The following is a 17,711-nucleotide window of genomic DNA, read 5'->3' on the forward strand; positions in this document are numbered from 1 at the left end:
CGATGACCGATGTGACCGAACGAAAACGTGGCGACGGGGTGCGGCTTGTCCATTCCATCCTTCGCGACGACATCCTGAACCTCGTCCTGCCACCCGGCAGCCCGATCGACGAGATCCAGCTGGCCGAGCGGCTGTCGATGTCGCGCACCCCCATCCGCGAGGCGCTGGTCCGGCTGGCCGCCGAAGGGCTGGTCACGACATTGCCGAACCGATCCACCATCGTGTCGAACATCGACTTTCTGAACATGCACACTTTCTTCGACGCGCTGACGCTGATGTATCGCGTGACGACACGGCTGGCCGCCGAATACCGGACCGAGGCGGACCTGGAGGTCATCCGCGACCATCAGGTGGCCTTCGCCGCCGCGGTCGAGGCGCAGGATGCCCGCGCCATGATCGCGACCAACCGCGACTTCCACGCCGCGATCGCGGATGCGGGGCGCAACCCGTATTACAGCGGGCTGTTCTGCCGCCTTCTGGACGAGGGGCGGCGCATCCTGCGCATCTACTATTCCTCCTATGGTGATCGCCTTCCCCGCCGATATGTCGATCAGCATGACGAGATCATTTCGGTGATCGAGGCGGGCGATATCGCGGGCGCGGATCGGGTGGCGACGGAACATGCCGACCAGATCGTCAAACAGATCCAGTCGCTTATCGCGCGGGATCGACGGCATTCGCTGGAGCTGCAAATTTGAGTCGACAAGAAAAATACAACGCATATATTCGGGGTAAAGAAAAACAGCCAAGGGAGTGACCATGAAGGCCGAGATCTTTTCCGGGTGCATCCCGGCGCTGATGACCCCATGCACCGCGGACCGCCGTCCCGACTTCGACGCGCTGGTCGCCAAGGGGCAGGATCTGATCGCCCAAGGCATGTCCGCCGTCGTCTATTGCGGTTCGATGGGCGACTGGCCGCTTCTGACGGATGATCAGCGGATGGAGGGTGTCGCACGCCTTGTCGCCGCCGGCGTTCCGGTGATCGTCGGGACGGGGGCGGTCAATACCGCCAGCGCGGTCGCCCTTGCCGCCCATGCCGCAAGCGTCGGCGCCAAGGGGCTGATGGTGATCCCGCGCGTGTTGTCGCGCGGCCCTTCGGCCACCGCCCAGCGCGCGCATTTCAAGGCGATCCTCGCCGCCGCGCCGGACGTGCCCGCCGTCATCTACAACAGCCCCTATTACGGCTTCGTCACGCGGGCGGACCTGTTCTTTGCGCTGCGGGCCGAACATCCGAACCTTGTCGGGTTCAAGGAATTCGGCGGCCCCGCCGACATGCGCTATGCCGCCGAGAATATCACGAGCCAGGACGATGACGTGTCGCTGATGGTGGGGGTCGATACCGCCGTCTTCCACGGTTTCGTCAACTGCGGCGCCACCGGGGCGATCACCGGGATCGGCAACGTGCTGCCCAAGGAGGTTCAGCACCTCGTCGCGCTGTCGCAGGCGGCGGCGGGCGGCGATGCCAAGGCCCGGCGTCTTGCGCTGGAACTGGAAGCGGCCTTGGCGGTGCTGTCGTCCTTCGACGAAGGCCCGGACCTCGTGCTGTTCTACAAGCACATGATGGTGCTGAAAGGCGCGCCGGAATATGCGCTGCATTTCAACGAGACGGACGCACTGTCCGACAGCCAGCGCGGCTATGCCGAGGCGCAGCTTCGGCTTTTCGACGCGTGGTATGCCGATTGGAGCCGCAACGCCTGAATTTGCGGCGGCCCGATCCCGGGGGACCGGGCCGCCCGATGTCACGCGGTCTTGCGGCGGCGCAGGAAGACCACTGTGCCGATCAGCACGAGGACGCCAGCCGCCGCCATCAGGATGCGCACGTTGCGCACCATGTTCGACGTCGGACCGCCCGCACGGATCATCGCGACGTCTTCGGCGGCGACCGTCATCTGCCCGTCGCCGAACTGCGCCACGGCATAGTTCGCAAGCAACGCGATCTGACCATCGTCCAGCGAATTGAACGCGTTCGGCTGCGTGCCGAAGGGGGGCATGAAGACATGGCCTTCTTCGGTCTTGCGATCGACGCCGTTCAGCACCGCCGCGACGAAGTTGTTCACGCCCGCGCCCGAGGTGTCGGAGTTGTGGAACAGGCTGGGGTAATACTGGTCCTGGGTCCCTTGCCCGTCATAACCGTGGCAGGATGCGCAGTTGGCGGAATAGATTTGCGCGCCCTTGCCCGGATCGGACAGGTCGGGGCTTTCGATCCCGCGGAAGCTTGCCGTCAGGTTTCCGGCCTCCCCCTGTCCGAAACGGGCCGGGCCGCCGATTGCGGGCACGTCCATGATATAGGTGGCGATCGCGCCCAGATCGTCCTTCGTCAGCTTGGAGAAGCTGTGCGAGACAGCTTCGGCCATGCTGCCGCCCGCCTGGGATTTACCCTCGGCGCGGCCGGTGGCCAGATAGGCGACGATCTCGTCCTTCTGCCAGCTTCCGATGCCGGCGTCCTTGTCCGAGGTGATGTTCGGCGCGAACCACGGGCCGACCTGTGCGCCCGCCAGATGTAGACTGCCATCCTCTTGCATCAGCATGCCGCGCGGGGTGTGGCAGGTCGAACAATGGCCCGGACCCTCGGCCAGATAGGCGCCGCGGTTCCATTCCGCCGACTTCGCCGGATCGTCCCGATGCACCGCCGTGTCGCGGAACATCAGGTTCCAGCCGATCATCGAGAAACGCAGGTTGAACGGGAATTCCAGCGTTGTCTGCTGGCTCGGCTCGTCGATGGGGGCTACGCCTTGCATGAAATAGGCGTAAAGCGCGTGGATATCCTCGTCCGTGATCTTGGCGAAGGCGGTATAGGGCATGGCCGGATAAAGGTTCGCGCCATCGGCACGGATGCCGCGCCGGACCGCATCCGCGAATTGCTGTTCGGTGTAGTTGCCGATGCCGTGGGTGGTCGAGGGCGTGATGTTGCCCGCCCAGATGTCGCCCACCGGCGATGCGATGCGGTGGTTGCCGCCGAAGGGCTTGTCCTCGGGGCCGGTATGGCAGGCCACGCAATCCGATGCGGTCGCGACATAGCGGCCGCGCTCCACCAGATCGTCGGGGAAAGTCTGCGCGGCGGCCATGCTTGCGGACAGGGCGAAGAAGGCGAGGGCGGTTTTCATGGTCATGCTCCCTTCGCCTCGGACACCAGCGCCTCGGCGGCCATGAAGGCCATCGCGGTCATGGTGATGGTGCTGTTGCCGCAGGCCGTGCTGGCCATCGCGCCGCCGCCGGGCAGATAGAGGTTGGCGTGATCATGCGTGCGCGAATGGCGATCCACGACCGATGTCGCGGGATCGTTGCCCATGATCGTCCCGCCCATGATGTGTTTGGACGTGCTGAACTTTTCGGGGCTGGCGGGTTTGAAGTCGGTCGCGCCGACCGCTTCGGCGATGCGCTGCGCCAGCGGGTTCGAATATTCCGCCGATGACCGGCGCACGTAATCGCCCACGTCCCAGTAGACGCTGGGGCGCGGCAGGCCCAGCCAGTCTTTCTGCGCCGACAGGGTCAGGCGGTTGTTCGGATCGGGCAGCATCTCGAACGCCGCGACGACGTTCAGGGATGTGGCGGTCAGGCGGCGGATCTCCTCGTCCAGCGCGCGGCCGACCTTGCCGCTGGACATGGCGCGTTTGGCGATGTCGCGGTTGCGGGCGAAGTTGTTCAGCCGGAAATAGACGGCGGCATGATCGGCGCGGAAATCCCCCTGCGAGGTTTCCATGATCCCGCTGTTCACCACCGGCCCTGCGCCCAGCCAATAAGGCTCGACCGTAGTGAAGGTATAGCCCTGCTGGGGGTGGTCCATCATGTTGCGGCCCACCTGATCGGACGAGTTCGCAAGCCCGTTCGGGTTCCGATCATCCGCCGACATCAGCATCAGGCGCGGCGTTTCGACCCCGTTGCAGGCGATGACGAAATGTTCGCCCGTGACGCGGTGGCTGGTCTTGTCGCGGTCATAGTAATGGACCGCGACGATGCGGTTTCCTTCGCCCGTCTCGACCCGATACACCACGGAATTTTCAAGGATCGTCGCGCCCTTTGCCTCCAGCCGGTTCAGCGAGGTGGCGGCGTCGTATTTCGCGCCCACCGGGCAGACTGGAACGCAGTTGTTGTTCGCGCAGCAGGCCGGGCGGTCGTCATAGGGCATGCCGGAATTGCGCGCCTGTGCTACCGGGACGTTCCGCAGGCCCAGCTTGTCACGCATCACCTCGGTGAATTTGCGTTCGCCCTGCGACAAAGGCAGGTGCGGCATGGGATAGGGCATGGACCGCGTGCGCACCGGCCATTGGTCGGCGGGGTCGGCGGGGCCGCAGATGCCCAGCTTGCGCTCGGTCATGTTGTAATAGGGGTCGATCGTTTCATAATCGAACGCCCAGTCGCGGCCCACCCCATAGCGCGAGCGCAGCTGCATGTCCTCGGGCGTCAGCCGCCACGAGGTGCCCGCCCAGTGCCAGGTCGACCCCCCGGCGTAACGGATATAGGTCGGATCGTATTTGTTCGGCCCGGTGCTTTCCAGATGCTCCAGCCCGTGAAAGGGGTGCGGCGCCCAGTCGGCGGGGGGGTAGGAGGCGGTGGCGTCGGGCTTCGCGCCCAATGGCAGGTTGCGGTAATTCTCGACGATCTGCGCGCGCGACACGCGCGGGCCGGCTTCGATCATCAGAACTTCGAGCCCCGCATCGAGGCAATGTTCGGCGATGACGGAACCGACGACGCCGGTTCCGACGACGATGACTTGGGAGGAGCTGGTCATGATAACTGGCTTTGCTTGTCTTAGAACCGGGGGAGGTCGGTCAGGGGGTAAAGGTCGTTCCCCCATGCGTTCGGCGCGGAAAACCCGAAGGTGGGGATCGGCACCATGTCGATGGTCGGCTGGTAAAGCAGCGCTTCTTCATAGGTGAACAGCGTCGCATCCCGGTCCCCGGAGGACGATCCGGTATACCACGCCGAGATCACCCAGAAGGCGAAGTCGCGCAGCTCTCCTTCGGGGATGGCGTCGAAGAAATCCTCGACCCGGCTTGCACCCCGTGCGGCTGCGGTTTCGGTGATCCGGTCAAGCATGTCGCCAAGGTTGGGATAGGAGGCCTGCGCAAACGCGGCGATGCGCGCACCGACCGCGGGGCTGAGATCGTGGTTCACCAGCAGCTGCGATGCGCCCATGAACCGGGATTCGATGTCCTGCGTGGCGGCGAATGTGAACGAAGGCATCGCGTTGGCAAGCATCGCCGCCGTTCCAAGCAGGAAAAGCTGACGGCGGTTCATCCGCGCGATTTGGGAATGGGGTTTCAAGATGGCACCGTGATGAATGTATACGTCTGTCCACTGGACATCCCGGTTGCCTTATTCCCGCGCGATAGATAAGACAAATCGCAATAATGGATGATTTGATAAGCAAAGTAGATCAATGCCGCTGCCCTCCAACCGCCACCTCGAAGCGTTCATGGCGCTGGCCGAGGCGCGCTCGTTTCGCATCGCGGCGGCCCGGATGGGCATGTCGCAGCCGGCGCTCAGCCAGAATATCGCGTTGCTGGAGGCACATGTGGGCGCGGCGCTGTTTCTCCGCACCACCCGCGCCGTGACCCTGACCGCCGAGGGGGTCGAGTTTCGCCGCCATCTTGCCGATGCCTTGCCCGCCTTGCAGACAGCGGTGGACAGCGTGCGGAACTTCGGCAAGGCGCCCGCGCGAAAGCTACGGCTGGGGTTTCTTGCCTCTGCCGTCGTCAGCTATCTGCCCGAGGCGTTGACGCGGTTCCGGAACGATTTCCCCGAGGTCGAGGTGACGGTGCGGGACGATGCCGCCGAGGGGTTGTTCAACGCCGTCCATCGCGGCGATCTGGATCTGGCCGTGTCCAGCTTTCTGCCGCATGGCGGGCTTGACGTGACCTTCACCGAGATCGTCAAGGACCCCTTCTACGCCGTGATGCGCCACGACCATCCGCTTGCGGCACAGGCAAGGATCACATGGGCCGAACTGGTTCAATACGACATCATCGGCGCCAATGTCGGAAGCGGCACCCGTTTCGCGGTGGATGCGGCCATGCGCGAACATGGGCGTTCGATGAAGACGGTGATGGATTTCAACCATTTCCTTGCCGTTGCCGGTATGGTCGATGCGGGGTTGGGGGTCAGCGCGCTGCCGCTCATGAACTGCCCGCGCCCCGATCACCCGACGCTTCGCGCGGTCGAACTGGTCGATCCGGTGGTGACGCGGAATCTGGGCATCATCACGGGCAATCGCGACGGCGACCTGTCGGGTTACGTCTTGCGGTTCCGCGACGGCATATTGGGGGTGCGCCCCAGATGACGTGCGGTCGAGCGGCAGGTGGCGCTGGCGCCGTTCGTCGTGAAGAAGACGACCGGCGCCGGCCTGTCGCGTCTGTTTGGTCGGTAGATGGCGGGGGTCAGCCGGGGATGGGGGTGTTCAGCAGTTGCTGTTCCCACAGGAAGGCGATGCCGCTGCCGCCCGCATGGTGCTTGAGGATGTCCGCAAGTTCGGCCGCGTGTTCGGTCCGCGCCCAGTCGCGCTGCCATTCCGCCGCCACGGCCAGCCATGTCATCACGTTCGCGCCCGCCGCGATCATGCGCTGGATCGCGACCTCATGCGCCTCGACCGATACGGCGCCCGAGGCGTCGGTGACCACGGTGACGTCCCAGCCCTCGCCAAGCGCCTGAATCACGGGCATGGCGACGCAGATCTCGGTCCAGAGGCCGGCGATGATCAGCTGCTTGCGGCCCGTGGCCTTGACCGCGTCCACGACCGCCGCGTCCTCCCACGTGTTGATGAAGGTGCGGTCGATCACCTCTTGGCCCGGAAACACGTCGGTGATCTGCGGGAACAGGTATCCGCCGCGATCGGCGATCACGCTGGTCAGGATGGTGGGCACGCCGAAGGCCTTTGCCGCCTTGGCCAGCGCGGTGGTGTTGTTCACCACCATCTGCGGCTCGTGGCTGTTCACGTTGGCAAGCTGATAGGGCTGGTGGTCGATCAGCACGAGCACCGAATCCTCGGGGCGCAGAAGCGAGGAGAGGCCGTTGCGGAAGGTCATGGTCGGATCCTTTCTCGGGGGTTGCGCCTGCACTTTGCCGTTCGGGTTTTCGGTGCGATAGTGCCGCGCGCGGGCAAGCTGTGTCGCAGAATGGGGAACGCCATGGACATCGAGGATTTGCAGACCTTCGTCGAGGTGGCCGATGCGGGCGGCGTTTCGGCGGCGGCGCGGCGGATGGGCCTGTCGAAGTCGATCGTCAGCCGCCGTCTGCACCGGCTGGAGGCGGAGTTGGGCGTGCAGCTTCTGGCCCGCAGCACGCGCGGCGCCGCACTGACCGAGGCGGGGGCCGCCTTTCGCGACCATGCCGCCCGCGCCAGCGCCGAGATCGACACCGCGCGCGAGGCGATCCAGCCGAGCGGCGCATTGCGCGGACGGTTCCGCGTGGCAATGCCGCTGACGCTCGGGCCGACGCATTTCGCGCCGTCGCTGGCGAAGATGGCACAGACCCATCCGCAGTTGCAGATACACACCGCCTATAGCGACCGTTTCGTCGATCTGATCGCAGAGGGGTTCGATTGCGCGGTCCGCGTCGGGTATCTGCCGGACTCGGCATTGGTGGCGAAACGGGTGGGGCCGATCTTCGGCAGTCTGCTGGCCAGCCCCGAATACATCGCAGCGCATGGCGCGCCAGAGGTGCCCGCCGACGTTCCCGGCCATCAGGCGCTGATGCACGGAACCGAGGGGTGGCAGTTCATGGAGGGCGGCCAGTCCGTCACGGTCCAGCCGCAGGGGCGGTTCAAGGCGGACAACGGCAACGCGCTTCTGACGGCGGCGGTGGCGGGGCTGGGGATCGCGTGGCTGCCCGATTGCCTGACCCATGCGCATGTCGCCTCGGGGGCGCTGGTGCGGATCATGACGGACCATCCGCCCCCTGCGGCGGGGGCCTATGTCGTGCGCCCGCCGGGGCAGCATCCCGCGCGCAAGGTGCGCATCCTGACCGAACTGCTGACCGAACATTTCAGGCAAAGCCCCGAATTCGCCGCGCTGTGACGTTCCGCAAACCGGGACACCGATGGGCGCATCGCGGGACTATCCACATCGCCCGGCAGCCGCCAACATGGCGCAAACGGAGGATGACATGAGCTGGAACCCCGCGCTTGACCCCGGCTGCCCCGATGATGTCGGCATGGACGCCATCGAGACGCTGATCGTGCCGCGCGCCCGCGACCTTGGCGGGTTCGAGGTCCGACGTGCGCTGCCTGCGCCGAAGCGGCAGATGGTTGGGCCGTTCATCTTCTTCGATCAGGCCGGACCGGCCGAGCTTCTGACGGGGCAGGGGATCGACGTGCGGCCCCATCCGCATATCGGGCTTGGCACCGTCACCTATCTGTTCCGCGGCGATTTCCACCACCGCGACAGCACCGGCGCCGATCAGGTCATCCGCCCCGGCGCGCTGAACTGGATGGTTGCGGGGCGGGGAGTGACGCATTCGGAACGCACCTCGGCGGAGGCACGGCAGGGGCCGAACAGCCTGTTCGGCATCCAGACGTGGCTGGCCCTGCCCGAGACGCACGAGGACATCGCCCCCAGCTTCGAGCATCACGGCGAAGACACGCTGCCGATGATCGAGGATCACGGCATCTCGCTGCGGCTGATCCTCGGGTCGGCCTATGGCAAGTCCGCCCCGGCGACGATGCTGTCCGAGGCCTTCTATGCCGATGTGCGGCTGGAGCCGGGCGCGCGGTTGCCTTTGCCCGACAACCATGAGGATCGCGGCATCTACATCGTCGACGGCTCGATCACCATCGCGGGGCAGGATTTCGCAGCACCGCAGATGATGGTGTTCCGCCCCGGCGACCGGATCACGGTGGCGGCGGGCGAGCGCGGTGCGCGGCTGATGATCCTTGGCGGCGCGACGCTGAACGGGCCGCGCTATATCTGGTGGAACTTCGTCGCCTCCTCGCGCGAGCGGATCGAGGCGGCCAAGATCGAATGGCGCGCGCAGAACTGGGGCAAGGGGCGGTTCGACCTGCCGCCGGACGACCGCGACGAACACATCCCCCTGCCGGAATAGGGAGCGAACGGAATGGCCTGGCCGACCTTGGATTATCTGGGATGGCGCGAGACATGTTCCGCGCTGCATCTCTATCTGCAGATCGCGGGAAAATACCGGCTGGCGCATTCGCCGTGGCTGAACCATTCGTGGAACGCGACGTTCTATGTCACGCCCACGGGCCTGACGTCATCGCCCATCCCGGACGGGCCGGGCATCGAGATCGTGTTCGATCTTCACGAACACAGGGTCGTCGGCGTGAATGGCGAGGGCCGGACCGCCTCGTTCGCGCTTGGGCCGATGACGGTGGCGGCGTTTCATGCGGCCTTCGTCGAACTTGTCTCCGACCTTGGCGGCACGCCCGTGTTCAACGGCCTGCCGAACGAAGTGCCGCATCCCGTGCCCTTCGCCGAAGACCACCGCGACCGTCCCTATGACCGAGATGCGGTGCGGCGCTTCCATCAGGCCACCATGCGGATCGACCGCGTCTTCAACACGTTCCGCACCTCGTTCCTTGGCAAGTCCAGCCCGGTCCATCTGTTCTGGGGCGCGCTCGATCTGGCCGTGACGCGGTTTTCCGGCCGCCGCGCGCCGCTGCATCCTGCTGGCATTCCCGCATTGCCCGACGATGTCGCACGCGAGGCCTATGATCGGGAGGTCTCGTCCGCCGGCTTCTGGCCCGGGGGCGGTGGCATCGACTATCCGGCCTTCTATGCCTACGCCTATCCGGCGCCGGGGGGCTTCCGTGCGGCAAGGGTCCAGCCCGACGCCGCCTTCTGGCACGAGGGTCTTTCCGAGTTCGTTTTGCCATACGATGCCGTGCGGTCGGCAGACGATCCCGATGCGACGCTTCTGGCGTTCCTGACATCGACCTACGAGGCGGCGACCGATCTTGGCGCGTGGGACCGCGATCTGCTGGAATGCGCGCAAGGACGCCCCCGTTTCGTGCGTCGGCCCGATGCGACCGCTGCCGAGCCGGTTGCCGAGCCGATCCTGCGCGAGGATGGTCCGACGAAAGGGCGCTACCTTCTGGCGGTCGGCGGTGTCGAGGCCGAGATGACCTACAGCCGCGCCGGCAGCGACCTCGTCATCATAGACCATACCGGAGTCCCCGCAGCTCTGCGCGGCCGCAAGGTGGGCGAGCAATTGGTGCGCCGAGCCGTCGAGGACGCGCGCCGCGACCGGGTCGAGATCGTGCCGCTTTGCCCTTTCGCCAAAGCGCAATTCCAACGTCACCCCGAATGGCGGGACGTGCTGCGCAAGTCCTGAAATGCGCCTGTTGCACTGTGCATCGAAATCAAGGTGACGCGCAAAGCGGCGCTGTGAATTACATAAGCGCGATTACTGGTGTTAGCCATCAAGGCGGGGTGGGATGTCCCCCTGCCTCGCGCAACATTCCGGACGAGTTCCGATAAGGCCTCATGCCGCCGGAACACCCAAATCACGAACCGATCACAAAAATTCTATACCATGTGAAGCTAGGTATGCTATGCAACCCCTGTGCCGCGCGGTGTGATTCCCGCCGATGCGGGATTTGTAACAACAAGGTAGTGGGGGTGTTGTGAACCCGGAGATGCTCAAAGGCCACCTTGATGCAGTCGTGCTTTCGGTCGTCGAAGGCGGCGCGCACTATGGCTATGCGATCATCAAGGAAATCGGCCAACGCAGCCAAGGCGCACTCACTCTGCCGGAAGGCACCATCTATCCTGCGCTTCATAGGCTTGAAAAAGCGGGCCTGATCGTAAGCGAGTGGGAACAGGCCCCGACGGGGCGCAAAAGACGAACCTATACTTTGACCGATCTTGGAAGACGAACTCTTACTGAGAGATGCGATCAATGGAACTCCTTCGCGAACGTGATCACCGCCCTGCTGACGAAGCCGCGTACGGCAACCGCCTTATAGAGGAATACGCCACCCGCACTGCCGAAGCCGCGTCTTCCGACCGTGAAATGGCCGAAAGGCTGCGGTGGGAGATCATGGACCACCTTGCCGAAGCGGCCCTGGAGGCGGAAGACGCTCAAGACCCCGCCCGCGCCGCGATCGAGCGTTTCGGCTCTCCCGTTGCATTCGTGGCCGAATATCGCACCGCCGTGGTGGGATGGCGGCTGAAGCGCATGCGCTCCACAGCCCTTTACGCGATGATCGCCGTCTTCGTCGGGATGCGGCTGCGCAACTTCTTTCTGGAACCGGGCTGGCGCGACAGCCTGCAATCCACCTTCTGGGGCGATGCGCTGCTTGCCATCGACCGCTATGCCTTCCTGATCGCCGTGCTTCTGTTGACGGTCGGGCTGATCTCGGGCAGCCGTTTCTTTCCGCGCATCCGGATGGGCGACGGCCCCAAAAGCGACCTTGTCACCATCGCCGCGCCATCCGTCCTCATCCTTCTGTCCGCCCTTGCCATCATCGGTTCCATCTTCGTGCTGACGGGACCGAGCGTCATGAGCCTTGCCAACTATGGTCTGGGTTCGGTCACTTTCGCGGCGCTTGCCACGGTTTGCATCGTCATCCTTGCGCGGTTGCTGAACCTTGTCGTCGCCTATGTCACATCCCTCAAAACGCTGAGCCTGCCCAAAGAGCTTTTCTAAGGGCAGCCTTCCCCACATCGCCAAATTGAGGCGTCGGGCTTAGGGCCCGGCCCCCTCATGTCTTGTCATCCGAGGCGCCCCGCGCTTCTCGGGCCGATCTCGCACGGCCCGCCGCAGGAGAAATGCAATGTATCAGCCCAAGACTTCACCGCCCCGCCCCGCCCCGTCCGAACCCCTTGCCATCGTCGGGATGGCATGCCGATTTCCGGGCGGGGTTGCGACGCTGGACGACTATTGGGCCCTGATGGCCGAGGGCCGCGACGGCATCCGCGAGATTCCTGCTGACCGGCTTGACATCGACAAGTTCTACGACCCGCGCGCCGAGGCGCCCGGCAAGATATTCGTGCGGCACGGCGGGTTCCTTGAACAGTCGCTGGATGCGTTCGATGCGGAATATTTCGGCATGTCCCCGCGTGAGGCGGCCTATCTGGACCCGCAGCAGCGCCTGCTGATGGAAGTCGCATTCGAGGCGATCGAGGATGCGGGCATTCCGGCGGACAAGCTGCGCGGCAGCAATACCGGCGTCTTCATCGGCGGTTTCATGGTCGACGGGATGCTGACGCAGTTCAGCCCGCTTGGCCGCGACGCCATCGGACAGCACAGCGCCGTCAGTTCGACCCTAACGATCCTGTCGAACCGCATCTCCTATCTTCTGGACCTGCACGGGCCGAGTTTCACGCTGGATACCGCCTGTTCGTCGTCGCTGGTGGCCATGCATCAGGGATGTCAGGCGCTGCGCCACGGCGAATGCGATCTGGTGATGGTCGGCGGCGTGAACGTGATCTTCCGGCCCGAGACGCTGATCGCCATGTGCAAGGGCGGCTTCCTGTCGCGTGACGGGCGGTCCAAAAGCTTCGATGCGCGGGCCGACGGCTATGGTCGCGGCGAAGGCGCGGGCATGGTGCTGGTCAAGCGCCTTTCCGATGCGCAGGCTGCGGGCGACCGCATCCACGCCGTCATCCGCGGCAGCGGCGTCAATCAGGACGGGCGCACCGACGGCATCACCCAGCCGAACGGCGATGCGCAGGCCGACCTGATCCGCGCCGTCTGCACACGCGAGGAGATCGACCCCGCAGGCATCACCTATGTCGAGGCGCATGGCACCGGCACCGCCATCGGCGATCCGATCGAGCTGCGCGCGTTGGGCCGCGTGTTCGGATCGGCGCGCAAGGCGGGCCAGGACCCCTGCCTTGTCGGGTCGGTCAAGGCCAATATCGGCCATCTGGAAGCCGCGGCGGGTATCGCCGCCGTCATCAAGACCGCCCTGTGCCTGAAGAAAGGCATGGTGCCGCCCGTGGCCAATCTTGAAACCGTCAACCCGGCGCTGGATCTGGCGGGATGGCGGCTCGACCTGCCGCGCGCCCTTGCCCCCCTGCCCGCCTTGCCCAATGGCCAGCGGGGCCGCGCGGCGATCAACTCGTTCGGGTATGGCGGCACCAACGCATCGCTGATCATGGAGGCGCCGCCGGAAACCGCAGCGGCACCCGCCCGCGCGGCAGCGCCCAGCACGCTGCTGCTGATTTCGGCGCGCAGCACCGATGCGCTGCGCGATCTGGCGGCGCGCTATCGCGACCGTCTTGCGGGGCTGGACGCACAGGACTTCGCCGATCTGTGCCATTCCGCCGCGCGCCGCCGCAGCCAGCATGAATACCGCCTTGTCGTGGTGGCGGCCGATGCCGAAGCCGCGGCCGCGGCGCTGGACGATTTCGTCGAAGGGCGTGAAAACCCCGATGTCGTGAAGGGCTTTGCGCGCCGTTCGGGCGAGGCACCCGTTTTCGTATTCACCGGCATGGGCCCGCAATGGTGGGGCATGGGGCGTGACCTTCTGGCCGCCGACCCCGTCTTCAGCGCTGCCGCAGAAGAGATCGACGCGCGTTTCAAGGGCATCTCGGGCTGGTCCATCCTTGACGAACTTGCGCGCCCCGAAGCCGAAAGCCGCGTGACGAAGACCGAGATCGCCCAGCCTGCCAATTTCCTGATCCAGACGGCGCTGATGCATCTGCTCCGCTCGATGGGTGTCGATCCGGCTGCGGTCGTCGGGCATAGCGTGGGCGAGGTCAGCTCGGCCCATGCCGCGGGCGTTCTGTCGCTGGAGGATGCGCTGCGCGTGTCGCATCTGCGCGCGAAACTTCAGGCGACCACCGCAGGTCAGGGCGCGATGCTGGCCGTGGGCCTGTCGCCTGCCGCCGCCGCCTCCTATCTGGCCGGGCACGAGGCGCTGGTGTCCATCGGCGCGGCGAACGGCCCCGCCTCGATCACGCTGGCGGGCGACGCGGCCGCGCTGGAGGACATCGCCGCCCGCCTGACCGATGACGGCATCTTCAACCGGATGCTTCAGGTCGAAACCGCCTATCACAGCCCGGTCATGGACCCGCTTCTGGACCCGTTGGAAGCTGGCCTGCAAGGCATCGCGCCGCAACCCGCCACGCTGCCGCTCTATTCCACCGTGACCGCGATGCAGGCCGAGGACGAGGATTTCGGCGCCGCATACTGGCGCCACAACGTCCGCGACTGCGTCCGCTTTGCCGACACGGTGCGCGAGATGATCGACGACGGTCACGAATGCTTCCTTGAAGTCGGCCCGCATCCGGTCCTGGGCGGGTCGCTGCGCGAATGCCTGCTGGATGCCAATGTCGAAGGCGTGACCGCGATGACCCTGCGCCGCGGCCAGCCGGAACGCCAGAACATCCTGCGCGGCATCGCCCAGCTTCACGTTGCGGGCGTTGTCGTCGATTGGGCGCGGTTCTTCGACACCGGCAGCTATGTGCCGCTTCCCGCCTATCCGTGGCAGCGCCGCAGCTTCTGGAGCGAGGGCGACGCCGCACGCGCCGACCGCCTTGGCACGCCGGACGAGGCGACGCTGCTGGGCGCGCCGCAATCCGCGCCCGCTCCGCTGTGGCGCGCCAGCTTCAACCGCAACCGCATGGCCTATGTGCTTGATCACCGCGTCGAGGGCAGCACCGTCCTGCCCGGCGCCGCCTATGTCGAGATCGCGCTGGAACTTGCCGCTGCGCTGCAAGGGCCGCTTCACCTGTCCGACCTGAGCTTCAGCCAGGCCCTGCTGATCGGCGATCTGGACGAGATTTCGATCCAGACCGGCTTCGACACGGCCAGCCGCCGCTTCGCCATCCACAGCACGGCGGGCACGGACTGGACGCTGCACGCGACGGGCCGCGTATCCTCGCGCGAGATGCCCGCCCCGCTGGCCGAAGACATGCCCGCCCTGCGCGCCCGCATCACCCAAGGCTTCGGCACCGCCGCGCATTACGCCGGAATGGATGCGCGCGGGCTGCAATACGGCCCCGCCTTCCGCGGCATCGCGCAGATCGACCTGTCCCACGACCGCACCGAGGTTCTGGCCCGCGTCGAAACCCCCGCCAGCCTGCAGCCGCGCGGCGAGGTGCTGCATCCCGCGCTGCTGGACGCCTGCTTTCAGGCGCTGATCTCGATGCTGCCCGACAGCGGCGACCCGGTGGCCTACGTCCCCGTGCGGATCGAGGAAATCGTCGTCCATGCCAGACCGCATGGCACATTCACCGCGCATGGCACGCTTGTGTCGCATGACGCGCACCAGATGCAGGCCGACCTGCGCCTTCTGGCCGATGACGGCACCGTGCTGGTGGAACTGGGCGGTATCCATGCCCGCAGCCTTGGCGCCAATGTCGAGGCGGATGTCGATCACCTGATCACCCGTTTCGAGATGGAACGGCAGGACCTTCCGGCCGGAAGCGCCGCGACGGGTGCGGTGCTGCTGATGGACCGCGAAGGCCACGGCCGCGCGCTGGCCGCCGCTCTGGGTGCCAGCATCGCGCTTGCCATCGTCGAGGACGGCCAGCCCATGCAGGACGCCGATCACGTGATCGACCTGCGCGCCCTGTCGGAACATGGCGAAGACCCGGTGGGCACCCAAGGCGCGGTCGATCTTCTTGCCACGCTCCAGTCGATGCCGCAGGACGGCAAACGCCGCCGCTACAGCCTCGTGCTGCCGACGCGGGCGGGGCAACCCTCGGCGGTGGCACTGGACTGCGCGGCGCGTCTGGGCCTGATGCGCGTTGCGGCGAACGAATATGCCGACATGGACATCCGCATGATCCAGATCGACGGATCGGCCGCCACGCAGGACCGGCTGTCGGCGGAACTGCTGTCGGCAACGGACGAGGATGACGTGGTGCTGACCGCCGATGCCCGCTTCGTCCGCCGCCTGAAACACATCCCCGCCGCACGGATCGCCGACGAGGCGCTGGCCCGCCGCAAGCACGGCACCGGCATGGAGGTCGAGGTGATCGCCGCCTTCCAGAGCGCGACCGCAAGCGATGTCCTTGCCCTGACACCGGACGGGCGGCGCGTGCTGCTGCGCCACGACGGCGCCGCCCCCCGCTTCGTGCATGTGCAGCCCGAGGCAACCGTCACCGCCCCCGAGGGCATGGACGATGCCGAGACGCTGGCGATGCTGCCGGTCGCCATCGCGGATGCCATGCTGGCCCGCGCAGGGCTGGAGGAAGGGCAGACGGTGGTCATCCATCCTGCGGGTGGCGATCTGGCCCGCGCGCTGGCCGTCGCCGCCACCCTGCGCGGCGCGGTGCTGGCCGAGGTGCCGGGCGCCCTGCAACCCGCCCGCAGCCTGCCGCGGATCGACCTGTTGTGCCTGACCGCGGCCGATGATCTGGCGCGGGCGCTTTTTCCGGCGATGGCAGGCGGCACGGTTCTGGACCTTGGCGGTGCGGACCTGCCGATCCCGGCGGACCTGACGCTCTTGCGGCTCGATCCGCGTGCGGTTCGCATCTGTTCGCTGGGCGACGCGATGGGTCGCATCGCGGGCAAGCTGCCCCGCACCTTCGTCCAAGGCCGGGGCGCGCCGCTGCGCCATGTGATCGGCCAGTCCGGCCCTGCGGCGGAAATGTCCCTGCTGCGCTCGGCCCCCGTGCCGGTCATCCGCGCGGACGGCACATATCTGGTCACGGGCGGCTTCGGCGGCTTCGGGTTCGAGATCGCGAAATGGCTGGCCGCCAAGGGCGCGGGCACCATCGCGCTGGCGGGCCGCAAGGGCGCGGACACCCCCCGCGCGCAAGAGATGATGGACCAGATCGCCGCGCTGGGCAGCAAGGCGATCCCGCTGGCGGTGGACATGGCCGATGCGCTGGCCGTCGCACAGATGGTCGAAACGCTAGGGCCGGACCTGCGCGGCATCTTCCACGCGGCGGGCATCCTTGACGATGCGCCCGTCTATCTGCTGAACGCGGGGCAGATCGACCGTGTGATGCAGCCCAAGGCGCTGGGCGCGTGGAACCTGCATCAGGCAACGCTGGACCACGATCTGGATGCCTTCGTCGCGATCTCGTCCATCGCCTCGCTTCTGGGCAGCCCCGGTCAGGGGTCCTATGCCGCGGCGAACACCTTCCTTGACGCTCTGGTCCGCCACCGCCGCCTTGCGGGCCGCCCCGGCATCGCCATCAACCTTGGCGCACTGGCCGAGGTGGGGATGGCCGCCCGCCACGACGGGGTCGAGAAACACTTCGCCCGCGTCGGCGTCGGGTCGTTGAAACCGGCCGAAGCGATCGGGATGCTGGACCGCATCCTTGGCTGGAACCCCGTCAACCTTGCCGCCGCGCCGATGGACTGGGCGCTGTGGGGCGAGACGTATCGCAAATGGGCGGCCTCGCCCCGCTATCGCCACCTTGTTCCCGAACGCAGCGCCGCGCAGGCCGAGGGCGTGTCGCTGGCCGACATGACCCCCGAAGAACGCACCGCGCTGGTCGAAGCGACGCTGCGCGAGCTGGTCGGTTCGGTCCTGCGGCTGCCTGCCGATGCGATCGACGTCAACCGCTCGCTTCTGAACATGGGGGTGGATTCGCTGATGGCGATGGAGCTTCAGGCCGTGATCGACCGCAGGCTGGGCCTGAAGGTCCCGACGCTGGAGCTGATGAAGGGCGTCGCCTTCGCGGCGCTGGCCCGCAACGTGGCCGCGATGGTCGACACCGCCCCACCCCCCGCCCCCGTTAAGGAGGCACCCCGCACCGCCGACATGGGCGAGCTTCTGGCCCGCCTTGAACAGATGAGCCCAGAGGAGATCGAACGCTCGATCGCCCTTCTGGAAGTTCCGGGTGAATGAC

Annotated in this window: 13 protein-coding genes; 9 read left to right on the top strand and 4 right to left on the bottom strand. The window is 66.3% G+C overall.

Annotated features, from left to right (window positions below):
• Positions 1 to 2: 2 nt before the first annotated feature.
• Both E2K76_RS11500 and E2K76_RS11505 read left to right on the top strand, forming a co-directional pair.
• Positions 3 to 698: a GntR family transcriptional regulator gene (locus E2K76_RS11500; RefSeq protein WP_136684453.1), complete on the top strand. Its 696-nt coding sequence runs from the start codon at positions 3 to 5 to the stop codon at positions 696 to 698.
• A gap of 61 nt (positions 699 to 759) precedes the next feature.
• Entirely contained in the window at positions 760 to 1,698 is a 939-nt protein-coding gene (locus E2K76_RS11505; protein WP_136684454.1) for a dihydrodipicolinate synthase family protein, read from the top strand.
• Positions 1,699 to 1,739: 41 nt separating this feature from the next.
• On the opposite strand, the gene E2K76_RS11510 is transcribed toward E2K76_RS11505, so the two are convergent.
• From E2K76_RS11510 to E2K76_RS11520, 3 genes are read right to left on the bottom strand one after another with little or no spacing between them, the layout of a single operon-like run.
• Positions 1,740 to 3,104, bottom strand: a complete 1,365-nt coding sequence (locus E2K76_RS11510) for a cytochrome c (RefSeq protein WP_220432221.1) — start codon at positions 3,102 to 3,104, stop codon at positions 1,740 to 1,742.
• Positions 3,105 to 3,106: 2 nt separating this feature from the next.
• Positions 3,107 to 4,729 carry a GMC family oxidoreductase gene (locus E2K76_RS11515; protein ID WP_136684456.1) on the bottom strand — a complete coding sequence of 541 codons (1,623 nt, stop codon included), beginning with the start codon at positions 4,727 to 4,729 and terminating at the stop codon, positions 3,107 to 3,109.
• 20 nt (positions 4,730 to 4,749) lie between these two features.
• Positions 4,750 to 5,265: a sorbitol dehydrogenase family protein gene (locus E2K76_RS11520; protein ID WP_220432222.1), complete on the bottom strand. Its 516-nt coding sequence runs from the start codon at positions 5,263 to 5,265 to the stop codon at positions 4,750 to 4,752.
• A gap of 115 nt (positions 5,266 to 5,380) precedes the next feature.
• On the opposite strand from E2K76_RS11520, the gene E2K76_RS11525 reads away from it, so the two are divergent.
• Positions 5,381 to 6,280: a LysR family transcriptional regulator gene (locus E2K76_RS11525; RefSeq protein WP_136684457.1), complete on the top strand. Its 900-nt coding sequence runs from the start codon at positions 5,381 to 5,383 to the stop codon at positions 6,278 to 6,280.
• Positions 6,281 to 6,377: 97 nt separating this feature from the next.
• On the opposite strand, the gene E2K76_RS11530 is transcribed toward E2K76_RS11525, so the two are convergent.
• Positions 6,378 to 7,022: a hydrolase gene (locus tag E2K76_RS11530; RefSeq protein ID WP_136684458.1), complete on the bottom strand. Its 645-nt coding sequence runs from the start codon at positions 7,020 to 7,022 to the stop codon at positions 6,378 to 6,380.
• 102 nt (positions 7,023 to 7,124) lie between these two features.
• On the opposite strand from E2K76_RS11530, the gene E2K76_RS11535 reads away from it, so the two are divergent.
• The 6 genes from E2K76_RS11535 to E2K76_RS11560 all read left to right on the top strand — a co-directional run bounded on the left by E2K76_RS11535 (position 7,125) and on the right by E2K76_RS11560 (position 17,710).
• The gene (locus E2K76_RS11535) at positions 7,125 to 8,012 is read left to right on the top strand and encodes a LysR family transcriptional regulator (protein WP_136684459.1); all 888 of its coding nucleotides are present in this window, start codon (positions 7,125 to 7,127) and stop codon (positions 8,010 to 8,012) included.
• An 88-nt stretch (positions 8,013 to 8,100) separates the two neighbouring features.
• Positions 8,101 to 9,036: a pirin family protein gene (locus tag E2K76_RS11540; protein ID WP_136684460.1), complete on the top strand. Its 936-nt coding sequence runs from the start codon at positions 8,101 to 8,103 to the stop codon at positions 9,034 to 9,036.
• A gap of 12 nt (positions 9,037 to 9,048) precedes the next feature.
• The gene (locus E2K76_RS11545; RefSeq protein WP_136684461.1) at positions 9,049 to 10,284 is read left to right on the top strand and encodes a DUF5996 family protein; all 1,236 of its coding nucleotides are present in this window, start codon (positions 9,049 to 9,051) and stop codon (positions 10,282 to 10,284) included.
• Positions 10,285 to 10,576: 292 nt separating this feature from the next.
• Positions 10,577 to 10,918, top strand: a complete 342-nt coding sequence (locus E2K76_RS11550; protein ID WP_136684462.1) for a PadR family transcriptional regulator — start codon at positions 10,577 to 10,579, stop codon at positions 10,916 to 10,918.
• Entirely contained in the window at positions 10,852 to 11,601 is a 750-nt protein-coding gene (locus E2K76_RS11555; RefSeq protein ID WP_136684463.1) for a hypothetical protein, read from the top strand. The genes E2K76_RS11550 and E2K76_RS11555 overlap by 67 nt, the downstream gene beginning before the upstream one ends.
• Positions 11,602 to 11,728: 127 nt before the next feature.
• Positions 11,729 to 17,710 (top strand): type I polyketide synthase, encoded by a 5,982-nt coding sequence (locus E2K76_RS11560; protein WP_136684464.1) that lies wholly within the window; start codon positions 11,729 to 11,731, stop codon positions 17,708 to 17,710.
• Position 17,711: the final 1 nt, after the last annotated feature.

The sequence above is a fragment of the Falsirhodobacter xinxiangensis genome (assembly GCF_004959935.1).
Taxonomy (GTDB): Bacteria; Pseudomonadota; Alphaproteobacteria; order Rhodobacterales; family Rhodobacteraceae; genus Falsirhodobacter; species Falsirhodobacter xinxiangensis.

Coding starts and splice junctions, on each gene's coding strand:
- E2K76_RS11500 (WP_136684453.1), top strand. CDS start 3: ATGACCGATGTGACCGAACGAAAACGTGGCGACGGGGTGCGGCTTGTC.
- E2K76_RS11505 (WP_136684454.1), top strand. CDS start 760: ATGAAGGCCGAGATCTTTTCCGGGTGCATCCCGGCGCTGATGACCCCA.
- E2K76_RS11510 (WP_220432221.1), bottom strand. CDS start 3,104: ATGAAAACCGCCCTCGCCTTCTTCGCCCTGTCCGCAAGCATGGCCGCC.
- E2K76_RS11515 (WP_136684456.1), bottom strand. CDS start 4,729: ATGACCAGCTCCTCCCAAGTCATCGTCGTCGGAACCGGCGTCGTCGGT.
- E2K76_RS11525 (WP_136684457.1), top strand. CDS start 5,381: ATGCCGCTGCCCTCCAACCGCCACCTCGAAGCGTTCATGGCGCTGGCC.
- E2K76_RS11530 (WP_136684458.1), bottom strand. CDS start 7,022: ATGACCTTCCGCAACGGCCTCTCCTCGCTTCTGCGCCCCGAGGATTCG.
- E2K76_RS11535 (WP_136684459.1), top strand. CDS start 7,125: ATGGACATCGAGGATTTGCAGACCTTCGTCGAGGTGGCCGATGCGGGC.
- E2K76_RS11540 (WP_136684460.1), top strand. CDS start 8,101: ATGAGCTGGAACCCCGCGCTTGACCCCGGCTGCCCCGATGATGTCGGC.
- E2K76_RS11545 (WP_136684461.1), top strand. CDS start 9,049: ATGGCCTGGCCGACCTTGGATTATCTGGGATGGCGCGAGACATGTTCC.
- E2K76_RS11555 (WP_136684463.1), top strand. CDS start 10,852: ATGGAACTCCTTCGCGAACGTGATCACCGCCCTGCTGACGAAGCCGCG.
- E2K76_RS11560 (WP_136684464.1), top strand. CDS start 11,729: ATGTATCAGCCCAAGACTTCACCGCCCCGCCCCGCCCCGTCCGAACCC.